The sequence below is a fragment of the Winogradskya humida genome, from assembly GCF_016862215.1.
In the GTDB taxonomy this organism is placed as follows: domain Bacteria; phylum Actinomycetota; class Actinomycetes; order Mycobacteriales; family Micromonosporaceae; genus Actinoplanes; species Actinoplanes humidus.
In genome coordinates this window covers 88,899-101,363 of record NZ_BOMN01000030.1, presented here as the reverse complement: position 1 = coordinate 101,363, position 12,465 = coordinate 88,899, and the positions used below count along the sequence as shown (strand labels likewise).

Sequence of the window (12,465 nt, the reverse complement as noted above, 5' to 3'; positions counted from 1 at the left end):
AGACGGAGGCGATGTTACGGACCTGGCTGGTCAGGTTGGCGGCGAGCTGGTTGACGTTCTCCGTGAGGTCGCGCCACGTACCCGAAACGCCTCTGACCTGGGCCTGACCACCCAGCCGGCCCTCGGTGCCCACCTCGCGGGCCACCCGGGTCACCTCGTCGGCGAACGACGACAGCTGATCGACCATCGTGTTCACGGTGTCCTTGAGCTCCAGGATCTCGCCCTGGGCAGCCACGGTGATCTTCTGCGACAGGTCGCCCTTGGCCACCGCCGTGGAGACCTGGGCGATGTTGCGGACCTGGCTGGTCAGGTTGGACGCCATGGAGTTCACCGAGTCGGTGAGGTCTTTCCAGGTCCCGGCCACATTGGGTACGTCGGCCTGGCCCCCGAGCTTCCCCTCGGTGCCCACCTCGCGGGCCACCCGGGTCACCTGCTCGGCGAATAGCCGCAGGGTGTCGGTGAGCCCGTTCATCGTGTCGGCCAGCTCGGCCACCTCGCCGCGGGCGGAGACCGTGATCTTCTGCGACAGGTCACCGCGCGCCACGGCGGTCGCGACCTGGGAGATCGAGCGCACCTGGTGGGTGAGGTTCGAGGCCATCGTGTTGACGGAGTCGGTGAGGTCCTTCCACGTGCCGGCGACACCGCGCACATCGGCCTGGCCGCCCAGCTCCCCCTCGGTGCCCACCTCGCGGGCCACCCGGGTCACCTCGTCGGCGAACGACGACAGCTGATCGACCATCGTGTTCACCGTGCGGCCGATCCGGAGGAATTCACCCCGAAGAGGTCGTCCGTCCATCTCGAGGGCCATGTGCTGGGAGAGATCGCCGTCGGCCACCGCCACGATGACCCGGGAGATCTCCGTGGTCGGGCGGGCCAGATCGTCGATCAGTGAGTTGACCGAGCGCACGCTGTCGGCCCAGGCCCCGTCGAGCCCCTCGTCATCGAGCCGCTCGGTGAGCCGGCCCTCCCGTCCGACCGTGCGGCTGATCCGGCGCACGTCGAGGTTCTGCTGCTCCTGCAGCGACACGACCTCGTTGAACGCGTCCACGAGATCGCCGAACGATCCGTTGCGCCGGGCCAGCCGTACCTTGAGATCGCCCCGACGGACCCGCCGCAGAGCATCGGCGACCTCATCGAGCAGGGCGGTCTCGTCGGTCAGACCGACGGTGACCTCTTTGGCCGCAGTCATGCTGTCCTCATTCGCTGTCCGACGCCTTGGGCGATCCATCATCCCTCGCCCGGCCGGGTCTTTGCGAGATGTGGCTTTGTGCATCCGGGCGTCGGCAGGAGAAGATGCATGCGTGCCGGTGGAGGTGGGACACGCGACGGGCGCCCTGGTGCGCCGGGTACGACTGCCCAACGACCGGCGTACGCCCGCGGCTGCCCGCGCTCTCGTACGCTCGGTCCTGGAAGAAGCCGGCCTCGAGCCCCTCGTGAACGAGGCGCTGCTCCTGACGACCGAGTTGTCCACGAATGCCGTGGTGCATGCCGGCACGGAGCTCGACATCGAGGTCGCTGCCGACCCGGCCGGGCTGACGGTCACGGTGACCGACTTCGCCCCGGGCCCGGTCGAGGAGCTCGCAGTCGGCCCCAGAAACGATAAAACGGACATCGGCGAGGTCGCCGAGCGCGGCCGCGGGCTGCTGCTCGTCGACCACTTCGCCAGCCGCTGGGGCACCGTGCACGAGGGCACCGGCAAGGGCGTGTGGTTCCGGCTGGAGAACCGCGACACCACCACGGCACCGGCCGCGCTGCCCGTCACCGAGGGCGACCCCACCCCCAGCGTCGGCGAGCTGACCGCGCTGCTGGAGGTCGACCCCGGCCGCGCCACCGACGACGCCCTGGCCGAGTTCGCCGCCGAGCTGCTTGCCCGGCTGTCCCGGCTCACCGGCGCGACCGGTGGTGTGGTCCGTCTCGACCGCGGCGAGGGCGCCGGCCGCCAACTGCTCGCCCGGCACGGCCGCGCTCCCCGGGACGACGCCGCCACCATCAAGGTGCCGCTCTCCGTGCATCGCCCCTATACGGGCGAGCTGGAGCTCGACGCCTCCCCCGACGGCTACGCCCAGCCGCTCGCCACGATCGTCGCCGAGCGACTCTCGCTGCACCTCGAGAACGACCGCCTGCGCCGCACCGACCTGCGCCGGCAGACGTGGCTGACGTTCCTGGCCGAGGCGAGCGAGCTGCTCGCCCAGAGCCTCGACGTCAACCTCACGATGGCGCTCATCCCCCAGCTCGTCGTCCCCCGCCTCGGCCAGTGGTGCGCCGTGCACACCACCGACGCCTGGGGCCGGCTCCAGCTCGCCGCCGCCACCCACGCGGACGAGGCCGCGGTGAACGAGCTCTACGGCACGCTGTCGGAGACCGGGCCCGACTCGATCCTGTCGCGGCTCGAGGAGGCGTCCCGGCTCGGCCAGCAGGTCATGTTCGGATCCCCCTCCGAAGGCTTCGCGGTGCCGCTGGTCGCCCGTGGCCAGCGCCTCGGCACCCTCGCGGTCGGGCGGCACCTGCGACACCGGCACGACGCCGACGAGGTCGCCGTGCTGGAGGACGTGGCCCGGCGGGCGGCGCTCGCAATCGACAACGCGCGCATCCACGACGAACGGCACAAGGTCGCGCGTACGTTGCAGGCCTCGCTGCTCCCCCCGGCCCTGCCGCACGTCGAGGGTGTCGGCTTCGCCGCCGAGTACGTCCCGACCGGCTCGGAGGTCGGCGGCGACTTCTACGACGTGGTCCCCTCGGGCGACGGCTGGATCGTGGTGGTCGGCGATGTGTCCGGCAAGGGCGTCCAGGCGGCGACGGTCACCGGCCTGGTCCGCGACGTGATCCGCATCCTGGTCGACGACGCCAAGCCGATGACCGAGATCCTCTGCCGGGTCAACCGCACCCTGGTCCAGCGAGGCGGCGGTCGCTACTGCACGCTGGCGATGGCCTCGGTGACCCGCAACGACAAGAACCTCGACGTACGCCTCCACCTGGCCGGCCACGACCGCGCCGTGCTGGTCCGCGCGGACGGCAAGACGTCCTTCGTCGGGGAGGGCGGCACGGCGCTGGGCCTGCTCGAAAGCATCTCGTCCCCGGACGCGCTGGTGACGCTGTCCCCCGGCGACTCGCTCATCTTCTACACCGACGGCGTCACCGAGCGCCGCCGCGGCCGCGAGCTGTTCGGCACCGCCCGGCTGCGCGAGGCCGCAGCACCGCTGGCGGGATATCCCGCGGACGTGATGGCGGCCCGGCTGCGCTCCACGACGATCAACTTCTCGGTGGAAGAACCACGCGACGACATCGCGATCCTCGTCCTACGAAACGACGCCTGACGTGGCCAGGACCCAGTACTACACCGCGACGAGTATCGACGGTTTCATCGCCGATCAGGACAACTCGCTCGACTGGCTCCTGCAGATCCCCGACGACCGCGCGAACGCCAACCCGTTCGGCCGCTTCTTCGCCGACGTCGGGGCATTCGCGATGGGTGCGACGACCTACGAGTGGGTCCTCGAGCACGAGGGGATGATCGGCGAACCCCTGAAATGGAAGAACTACTACGGCGACACCCCAGCCTGGGTCTTCACCCACCGCGAGCTGCCGGCCATCCCGGGCGCCAACCTGACCTTCGTCCAGGGCGACGTGCGACCGGTGCACGCGGCGATGACCGCAGCGGCCGGCGACAGGAACCTGTGGGTGGTCGGCGGCGGGGAGCTGGCCGGCGACTTCGCCGACGCCGGCCTGCTCGACGAGCTCATTCTCGGAGTCGCGCCGGTGACGCTGGGAGCGGGAGCCCCACTCTTCCCACGGCGGCTGCTCTCGGCGCAGGTCTCGCTGACAAAGGTCGAGCACCTGGGCCAGTTCGCCTACCTGACCTACGCACTGACGTCCTGATTCCGCGGTATTGCCGTTTTCGGCGCAACTTCACGCTGCGCTCCGGTGCTGGTTCCTGCCGCCATCGCCACCCACCGCAAACGAAGGCCCGACCTCGCCCACGGACTCGGCGTGCTCCATCAACTGGGGCCTAGCCTGATTCGACCTTTTTGTCGGCTCAGTCGTGGCATCGTGTTGGTCGTGGCGACGACTCAGTACTACACGGCGGCCAGCATCGACGGCTTCACGGCGGATCTGGACAATTCGCTTGAATGGCTGTTCGAGGTCGATGAGGGCACGGACAACCCGTTCGGTGCGTTCTTCTCCAACGTCGGCGCGTTCGCGATGGGTGCCACCACCTACGAGTGGGTGCTCAAGAACGACAACGTGCTCGAGGAGCCCGAGAACTGGCACGAGATGTACGGCGAGGTCCCCTGCTGGGTCTTCACCCACCGTGAGCTGCCCCTGGTGCCCGACGCCAACATCTTCATGGTCAGCGGTGACATCCGCCGGGTCCATCAGGCGATGACGGTCGCCGCCCAGGGCCGCAACGTGTGGCTGGCCGGCGGCGGTGACCTGGTAGCCGAATTCGCCGACGCGGGCCTGCTCGACGAGCTCATTCTCGCCGTGGCCCCGGCGATCCTCGGCGCGGGCACCCCGATGCTTCCTCGCCGCCTGCACGCCCGCCAACTGGCGCTGACCCACGTGGCCCAGATGGGCCAGTTCGCCTACCTCACCTATGCGGTGGGCAACCTGGCGAACCTCGGCCGGCACCTGGCTGCCGAGACGCTGAGCCGCACCCACCCGACCCTGCTGACCGCCCACGGCCAGGACATCCGGGTCAGCTCCTGAGCAGCCGCCGGATCTTCCCGGCCGCCTGATCGGCGATGGCGTGCCCCACCGGACGGGTCACCAGGTCACTGAGCGCGAACATGTCCAGCACGTCACCGACATGGGCCCAGTCGTCGACCAGGGGCAGGTCTGCGGGCTGATGCTCGGCGAAGCCCGCGCGGAAGCCGTCCAGGAAACCGTCGGGATGCTCGGCACCGAACCGGGCCATGTTCGCGGCATCGGCATACGGGCTTCCCGAATAGCTGAACTCCCAGTCGAGCAGCGCATTCACCCGCCAGCCGCCGCCCGCCCGGGAGACCAGGATGTTCTTCGGGTTGATGTCGGCGTGCACCAGCCGCGTGTGGCCGTCGATGCCTTCCAGCGCCGGCGCGTGCGTCGCGCACAGCTTCACCCAGGCCCGCCGCGCCTCCCCGTCGAGCCGGCCCTCGGGAACCGCGGCCATACAGCCCTCGGCGACCGCAACCAGCTGCTGCGACCAGGGCTGCTCCTCCTTGACGGTGAGGTCCCCGTCCTTGAAGAACCCACGCCGGTCGAACTCCACGACGGAGACGCCCGCGACGACCCGCCCAACCTCGGCTCCCAGCGCGGTCGCCTGCCGCCGATCAAGATCGTGCACCTGGCTCAGCACGAGGCCGTCCACAAACTCGAGGACCATCAAGCCGGGTGTCACCAGCAGGACCTCCGGGACCGGCACATGCGGACGCGCGGCCGCCATGACCGCCGCCTCGATCGCCGGGTCTCCCCCGCCGAACCGGGCGACGACCTGGCCGTCGGCGAGCGTGAGCAGGCGGGTCTCGTGCGAGAAGCCGCCCGCCAGCACCGATGTCGACACCACCGTGCTGCCGAGCGCTGCCGCGATGTCGTGAAGCTCGTCATCCAGCATCAGAACAGGTCCCGGGTCTGGGCCATGTCGATGTGGGCGCTGATCTCCGGTGGGGCCGCGATCGCCACGCAGCGACCGTCGCGGGCCAGCAGCACCCCGCGCACCGCGTCGAGAATCCCCTCCACCCGCTGGGCCGTCAGGGTCCCCGGCAGCACCGCGTGCATGGCGCCGCCGCGGCCCGCGGAGCCACGGATCGGCACCGGGATGCCGGTCGCGTCACCCAGGGCGTAGACCGCGGCCTGCAGCTCGGCGATCGGGACGGTCACCCGCAGCGCAACGGCCCCGCGCGCGAACGGGTAACGCCCCCACCAGGGCGGTGCCGTCGGCGCGACTGCCGCGTTGACGCCGAAGCCCGTCGCGAGACGTTTCGCCCGCTGCACGACGTCGGCCGGGTCTCCTTCGAGGAGCACCGCCAGGATGCCCGGGGGACGGCGGCCGGCCGGGGTCGGGAGGTCGACCTCGATCGCGCTGGGTTGCACGTCCAGAGCCCGGATCTCGGCGACCCGGCCGGGCACCTCGCGGGCCGCGCTCACCGGCACCGTCACCCAGCGGCGGGCCGCCGGCAGCGGCTCGAGGCGGACCAGCGCCGACAGCAGGACGCCGTCGATCTCGCCGATGCCCGGACGGCCCTGCTCGCCGTCGGACTCCGCGCGGTCACCGGCGCTCGTCACATAACTGATCCGCTCGATCTGGGCCGCGGGCGTGCCGAAGCGGTGACGCAGCGGGCCCGACTCGTTCCACGCGAGCATGCCGCCGAGCGTGGCCGTCGCCGAGGGCGGGTCGACCGCCAATCGCTGCCCGCTCAGGGCCAGGGCCGCCTGCACGGCTCGGATCGGGGTGCCGACCCCGATCTCGGCGGTGGCCGCCTCGCGGTCGTGATGCCAGATGCCGTCGAGCCGGCCCGTGTCGAGGAGCAGGTCGACGCCCAGCGGACGTTTACCCCAGTCCATCTTGGAGCCGGAGCCCCGCGGGACCACGGCGAGACCACGCTCGGCGGCGAGCCCCACGGTGTCCACGACGGTGTTGGTGGTAGCCGGTGCCGCGACAAAGGTTGCCCGGCGTCCCGCCACAGCATCGGCGGCGCCGGCCGCACGGGCGAAAGCCGGGCCGCAGATGTCCACCAGCGCCCTGAGCACCGGCTCGCGCGCTGGAAGACCCGGCCTCGTCGAGTCCATTCCGCCCCCGCCCCTCACCCACGCCGAAGACCGCTACGAAGACCATATTCGCCGATCAGCAACGAAGATCACCCGCTGTGGATCCCAGCGGAGATCGTCCACTCTGCACATCGTACACATGTTCGAATAAAGCGGGGAGACCCGACCGGCGTACGCCCCCGCGCGACCCCCGGGCGCCCGGTAACGTGGCAGGCGTGACGACTGAGATGCCCACGACACCGCCCACGGTGCGCCAGGTGCCCGCCGAGCGCACCTTCCACGGCGACACCGTCACCGACGAGTTCTCCTGGCTGGCCGAGAAGGAGAACCCGGAGACCATCGCCTATCTCGAGGCGGAGAACGACTGGACCGGTAAGGCCACCGCCCACCTGGACGGGCTGCAGACGACGATCTTCGAGGAGATCAAGGCTCGCACCCAGGAGACCGACCTCTCCGTGCCCCAGCGCAAGGGCTCCTTCTGGTATTACACGCGCACGGTCGAGGGCAAGCAATACGGCATCCAGTGCCGGGTCGCTGCCGCACCCGACGACGTGAGCCCGCCCGCGACCGGTGACGGCGCCCCGCTCGCCGGCGAAGAGGTGCTGCTGGACGGCAACGAGCTGGCCGAGGGCAAGAATTTCTTCGCGCTCGGCACCTTCGACGTGACCCCGGACGGCAACCGGCTCGCCTACTCGGTGGACTTCGACGGCGACGAGCGGTTCATCCTCAAGGTCAAGGATCTCGTCACCGGCGAGACGCTGGCCGACGAGGTGCCCGACACGTTCTACGGGAGCGCCTGGTCGTCGGACGGCTCGACGCTGTTCTACATCACCGTGGACGACGCGTGGCGGCCCTACCGGGTGTGGCGGCACGTCGTCGGGCAGCAGGCGGCCGACGACGTCATCGTCTTCGAGGAGGCCGACGAGCGCTTCTGGGTGGGTGTCGAGCTCACCCGCAGCGAGAAGTTCATCGTCATCGACGCCAACAGCAAGGTGACCTCCGAGGTCCGGGTGCTCGCGGCCGACAACCCGACCGCCGAGCCGGCCCTGATCCGCCCGCGGGTGCAGGGTGTCGAGTATTCGATCGACCACCACGGCCACCGCTTCCTGGTGCTGCACAACGAGGACGCCGAGGACTTCGCCCTCGCGTACACGTCGGTGGACAACCCCGGCGACTGGGTCGAGCTGATCCCGCACACCCCGGGCACCCGCCTGGAGTCGGTCGACGCGTTCCAGCGGCACATCGTCGTCTCCCTGCGCCGCGACGGCCTCACCGGCCTGCGCGTGCTGGCCGACGGCAGCACCGACAGCTACGACATGGAGTTCCCCGAGCCGCTCTACAGCGTCGGGCTCGCCGGCAACCCCGAGTACGACACCAACCTCGTGCGGATCAGCTACACGTCGATGGTCACCCCCGACTCGGTGTACGACGTGGACCTGATCACCCGCGCGATGGAGCTGCGCAAGCGCAAGCCGGTCCTCGGCGGTTACGACCCGGAGCAGTACGAGCAGTATCGCGAGTGGGCGATCGCCGACGACGGCACCCGGGTGCCGATCTCGGTCGTCGCGCGCAAGGACGTCCCGCGCAACGGCACGGCTCCGCTGCTGCTCTACGGCTACGGCTCGTACGAGATCAGCATGGACCCGTATTTCTCCATCGCCCGGCTCTCCCTGCTCGACCGCGGCATGGTCTACGCGATCGCGCACGTCCGCGGCGGCGGCGAGATGGGCCGCCGGTGGTACGAGGACGGCAAGATGCTGACCAAGCGCAACACGTTCACCGACTTCATCGCATGTGCGCGCACCCTGGCCCGCTCGTCGTGGACCAGCGCCGACAAGATCGTGGCGCGCGGCGGCTCGGCGGGTGGCCTGCTCATGGGCGCGATCGCCAACCTGGCCCCGGACGCCTTCGCGGGCATCGTGGCCCAGGTGCCGTTCGTCGACCCGCTCACCTCGATCCTCGACCCGTCGCTGCCGCTGACGGTCACCGAGTGGGAGGAGTGGGGCAACCCGCTGGAGAGCGCCGACGTGTACGCGTACATGAAGTCGTACAGCCCGTATGAGAACGTCGTGAAGCAGAAGTACCCGGCAATTCTCGCCGTGACCAGCCTGAACGACACCCGCGTGCTCTACCACGAGCCGGCCAAGTGGATCGCGCGCCTGCGTGCCACCGCGCCGGAGGGCTCATACCTGCTGAAGACCGAGATGGGCGCCGGGCACGGCGGCCCGAGCGGGCGCTACGACTCGTGGAAGGAAGAGGCGTTCGTGATCGCCTGGACCCTCGACACGGTCAACCTCGCCTGACGTGCTGAAAGGGGGGCTCGGGCCCCCCTTTCGCCTCATGCCGCGCGCAGTTCCTCGAGGTCGGTGCTGGATCGCAGGACCACCAGGCCGACCCCGGTGGCGATCAGCATGATGAGGAAGGCGCCACCTCCGAGCAGAGCAAGAGATCCCACGGGTACGGGCACCGTGAGCTGGACGGTGGGGGCTACGACCTCGGTGCCGGTGAGCCGGATGAGCCCGATCCCGGACGTCACCGCGAGCAGCAACGCCGGCGCCAGCGGCAGCATCGTCTGCCACAGCACCGATTCGGAGAGGGTTCTGCCCGGCACTCCCGCCGCGGTGAGCGCCGCATATGTCCGGCGCCGCGCCACGATCCCCTCGGCCAGCGAGATGAGCACCCCGGCCGCCGCGACGGTGACCCCGATCCCCACGGCGACCATGATCAGGTCGACCGCGCCGGTGTAGAAGCCCTCTGGCGCTCCGGCGCCCAGCTGCTCCTCATGGTTCTGCGCGTTGTAGCGGTTCCACGCCTCGAACTGGGTGACCAGGCTGATCCGGAAGCCGAGTGCGATGGCCCCGATGACGACGCTGGCGAGCAGGGCCGCGAGCGTACGACTGCCACTCCACGGATCGGCCATGAGCCGCCGCCCGGCCAGCAGCATCGCCGGACGGGGCCCGAACCGCAGCAGCAGCCGGCCCGTCGTGTGCGCGATCCACCCCGTGCCCAGGACCACCCCGATCGTGGTCAGCGCGACGCCGCCGCCGAGGAGCACCGCCCACCGATTCGTGCCGACGTCGATCCCTTTGATCTGTGCCGGCAGCTGGAAGATCACCAGACCGACGACGATCAAGAATCCCGGCCACGGCCAGGGACCGCGCTTACGGGTACGCCGGACCACCCCGAGCGGACTGATCACGACCTGCCGCAGCAGCAACGCGCCCACCAGCCCCGCCATGACCGGGACGAAGGCCATCAGAATCACGATCCACAGCACCGACGGCAGCACGTCCGTCGGGAGCAGCAACTCGCCACCGGCGTTGCGGCGTTCGAGCACCATGCGGAGCAGCAGGAAGACGCCGAGGCCCATGAACGACCCGATCACCCCGGCCGCCACGGTTTCGGCGCCGGCGATCAGCACCGCCTGCCCGGGGGTCGCGCCGGCCAGCCGGATCGCGGCGAGGCGACGGTCACGGGCCGGGGCGCCGAGCCGGATGGACTGCCCGGCCAGCGCCAGGATCGGCACCGCCAGCAGCACCAATGCGGCGATCACACCGGGTCGCAGCCCCGGCTCGGCGAGCAGCGAGCTGGCGTAATGGGCGTTCTCCCCCGATTCGCCGTTCTTGATCGCGATCACGGTGGCGGCGGCGAGCAACACGGCGAGGGCCAGTGCGGAACTCGCGGCCGTCAACGCCGTACGCAGATGGTCGGTCCGGTTTCCCGCCACCGCGAGCCGGAACAGGGTCGCGGGCCTCATGCGTGGGTCCGCAGGCCGAGACCGGTGGGGTCGAGGGCACCGTCGCGCAGGGAGATCTCGCGGTCGGCGTACGCGGCGATCTGCGCCTCATGCGTGACCAGCACGACCGCCATGCCCCTCTCCCGCGCGACGCGGACGATCTCGCCCAGCACCTGCTCTCCGGTGAGAACGTCGAGCGCGCCGGTCGGCTCGTCGGCGAAGAGCGCCCGTGGCTCGGTGACCATGGCCCGCGCCACCGCACAGCGCTGCTGCTGGCCCCCGGACATCGCGCCGGGCAACTTGTCGGCGAGCTCAGCGACGCCGAACCGGTCGAGCCACTCCTCCGCGGTCTTGCGGGCCTCACGCCGCTTCGCTCCGCCGAGGAGCAGCGGCAGCGCGACGTTCTCGCCCGCGGTCAGCTCCGGCACGAGCTGACCGAATTGGAAGAGGACGCCGAATTCCGTACGCCGCAGCTTCGACCGCGCCGACTCGGACCACAACCCGATGTCCTGATCCCGGTAGCGGACCGATCCGGAGTCGACCCGCATGATCCCCGCGAGACAGTGCAGCAGCGTGGACTTGCCGCAGCCGCTGGGACCGGTGATGGCGACAATCTCACCCTCGGTGACTTCGATGTCGACGCCGCGCAGGGCAGGCGTGGGTCCGTAGGCCCGGTGCAGAGCGGTTCCCTGTAGCAAGGTGTTCATGGGTTCATCTCCTCGTTCAGGTCGGCGAGGCGCAGCAGCGTGGTCTGCAACCAGCGCAGGTCCGCGTCCAGGTGGGCGATGGCGTAGTCGGCCGCGACGACGTCACCGACGGCGGCGGCACTGTCGGTCTTGACCGCGGTCAGCTCCCGCAGCCGGGTGATGTGGGCCGTCCGCTGGGCGACGAGATAGTCGGTGGCCGTCCGCTCCCCCGAGGCGAGCAGGCTGACCACGACCTTCGCGAAGAGTGCGCTGGTCACGTATGGTGCGGGCGCCTCGACCTCGGTCAGCCACTCACCCAGGCGGGCCCGGCCGGCCTCGGTGATCACGTACGAGGTGCGGTCGGGGCCGCCGTCGCGGTCCTGCCCGCTCTGCTCGACGAGACCGTCGCGTTCGAGGCGGCCGAGGGTCGCGTAGACCTGGCCGAAGGCGAGCGGCTTGGCCTGTGGCAGCCGCTCGTCATGCGACCGCTTCAGCTCGTAGCCATGGCGCGGACCGCCGGCGAGGAGCCCGAGAAGCACATGCGACGTGGACATGGCGGCCACTATTCACTGAGTGAATAGAGGTCGTCAAGAGGATAGGGTCGCGACTATGGGTGAGTTCATAACCGCAACCGCATTCCAGACCGAGGACCTCGACGCCGTACGCGAAGCAGTGCTCGGCTTCTTCAACACGAACTCATGGGCCGCCGAGAACGTCGACGAGCAGTCCCCGCCGACCGAGAACGACGTACGGGTCTACTCCCCCACCGGCGGCTGGACCGTGATCCTGTGGCCGACGCCGTTCTCCGAGCTGGCCGCCGCCGAGTTCGTGTCCCGCCGGCTCGGCACCCTGGCCAGCTCGGTCAGCCTCTACGACGGCGACTACTGGCGGCACATGCTGCTGCGCAACGGCGTGACGCTGGACCGGTTCGCGAGCCTGCCGGACTACTTCGCCGAGAGCCGGCAGGACGCCGACCGCCTGCGCAAGAAGTACGCCTCCCGGCCCGCCACGGTCGCCGACGCGGTCGGTATCCCCGTCGAGCAGGTGACTCCCTACCTGACGCCGGTCAAACTCGACGACATCGAGGACCTCGACATCGAGCGCGGCACGGCGTTCCCGGACGACGAGTTCGAGTTGGACGACCCGTGGGTCTTCGTCGACTTCTGGCGCCACTTCGGCCCGCAGTACCCCCAGGACCCGGCCGCGGCCCGGCTCATCATCCGGCTCGCGCCCGGCTGGCTGGAAAGACTGCCCTACGGCGACGGCGAGCTCTGAGCTCCAGGCCGTGTCCTGCCGATC

At 70.2% G+C, this 12,465-nt stretch carries 11 protein-coding genes; 5 read left to right on the top strand and 6 right to left on the bottom strand.

The window, feature by feature from the left end; translation table 11 throughout:
• A partial coding sequence (locus tag Ahu01nite_RS13245) for a HAMP domain-containing protein (protein WP_203836785.1) occupies positions 1 to 1,189 on the bottom strand: 1,189 nt, incomplete at its 3' end.
• Between the two features lie 112 nt (positions 1,190 to 1,301).
• Here Ahu01nite_RS13245 and Ahu01nite_RS13240 point away from each other — a divergent pair.
• The 3 genes from Ahu01nite_RS13240 (at position 1,302) to Ahu01nite_RS13230 (ending at position 4,707) form a co-directional block, all read left to right on the top strand.
• Entirely contained in the window at positions 1,302 to 3,314 is a 2,013-nt protein-coding gene (locus Ahu01nite_RS13240; protein WP_203836784.1) for a SpoIIE family protein phosphatase, read from the top strand.
• Position 3,315: 1 nt separating this feature from the next.
• Entirely contained in the window at positions 3,316 to 3,876 is a 561-nt protein-coding gene (locus Ahu01nite_RS13235; RefSeq protein WP_203836783.1) for a dihydrofolate reductase family protein, read from the top strand.
• A gap of 180 nt (positions 3,877 to 4,056) precedes the next feature.
• Positions 4,057 to 4,707 carry a dihydrofolate reductase family protein gene (locus tag Ahu01nite_RS13230; protein WP_203836782.1) on the top strand — a complete coding sequence of 217 codons (651 nt, stop codon included), beginning with the start codon at positions 4,057 to 4,059 and terminating at the stop codon, positions 4,705 to 4,707.
• On the opposite strand, the gene Ahu01nite_RS13225 is transcribed toward Ahu01nite_RS13230, so the two are convergent.
• Together Ahu01nite_RS13225 and Ahu01nite_RS13220 are read right to left on the bottom strand one after the other, a co-directional pair.
• The gene (locus Ahu01nite_RS13225; protein ID WP_203836781.1) at positions 4,697 to 5,590 is read right to left on the bottom strand and encodes a phosphotransferase family protein; all 894 of its coding nucleotides are present in this window, start codon (positions 5,588 to 5,590) and stop codon (positions 4,697 to 4,699) included. The two genes, Ahu01nite_RS13230 and Ahu01nite_RS13225, sit on opposite strands and share 11 nt — an antisense overlap.
• Entirely contained in the window at positions 5,590 to 6,765 is a 1,176-nt protein-coding gene (locus Ahu01nite_RS13220) for an FAD-binding oxidoreductase (protein WP_203836780.1), read from the bottom strand. The genes Ahu01nite_RS13225 and Ahu01nite_RS13220 overlap by 1 nt, the downstream gene beginning before the upstream one ends.
• Before the next feature lie 194 nt (positions 6,766 to 6,959).
• On the opposite strand from Ahu01nite_RS13220, the gene Ahu01nite_RS13215 reads away from it, so the two are divergent.
• The gene (locus Ahu01nite_RS13215; RefSeq protein ID WP_203836779.1) at positions 6,960 to 9,047 is read left to right on the top strand and encodes a S9 family peptidase; all 2,088 of its coding nucleotides are present in this window, start codon (positions 6,960 to 6,962) and stop codon (positions 9,045 to 9,047) included.
• A 35-nt stretch (positions 9,048 to 9,082) separates the two neighbouring features.
• Here the strand turns inward: Ahu01nite_RS13215 and Ahu01nite_RS13210 are convergent, their stop codons facing one another.
• The 3 genes from Ahu01nite_RS13210 to Ahu01nite_RS13200 are packed head-to-tail and all read right to left on the bottom strand — an operon-like array spanning position 9,083 to position 11,720.
• Complete coding sequence (locus tag Ahu01nite_RS13210) at positions 9,083 to 10,501, bottom strand: FtsX-like permease family protein (protein WP_203836778.1); 1,419 nt, start codon at positions 10,499 to 10,501, stop codon at positions 9,083 to 9,085.
• The gene (locus Ahu01nite_RS13205) at positions 10,498 to 11,187 is read right to left on the bottom strand and encodes an ABC transporter ATP-binding protein (RefSeq protein WP_203836777.1); all 690 of its coding nucleotides are present in this window, start codon (positions 11,185 to 11,187) and stop codon (positions 10,498 to 10,500) included. Before Ahu01nite_RS13205 ends, Ahu01nite_RS13210 begins: the two co-directional genes overlap by 4 nt.
• Positions 11,184 to 11,720: a PadR family transcriptional regulator gene (locus Ahu01nite_RS13200; protein WP_203836776.1), complete on the bottom strand. Its 537-nt coding sequence runs from the start codon at positions 11,718 to 11,720 to the stop codon at positions 11,184 to 11,186. The genes Ahu01nite_RS13205 and Ahu01nite_RS13200 overlap by 4 nt, the downstream gene beginning before the upstream one ends.
• A 55-nt stretch (positions 11,721 to 11,775) precedes the next feature.
• Between Ahu01nite_RS13200 and Ahu01nite_RS13195 the strand changes: the two genes are divergently transcribed.
• Positions 11,776 to 12,441 carry a hypothetical protein gene (locus tag Ahu01nite_RS13195; protein WP_203836775.1) on the top strand — a complete coding sequence of 222 codons (666 nt, stop codon included), beginning with the start codon at positions 11,776 to 11,778 and terminating at the stop codon, positions 12,439 to 12,441.
• The last annotated feature ends 24 nt before the right edge of the window (positions 12,442 to 12,465 follow it).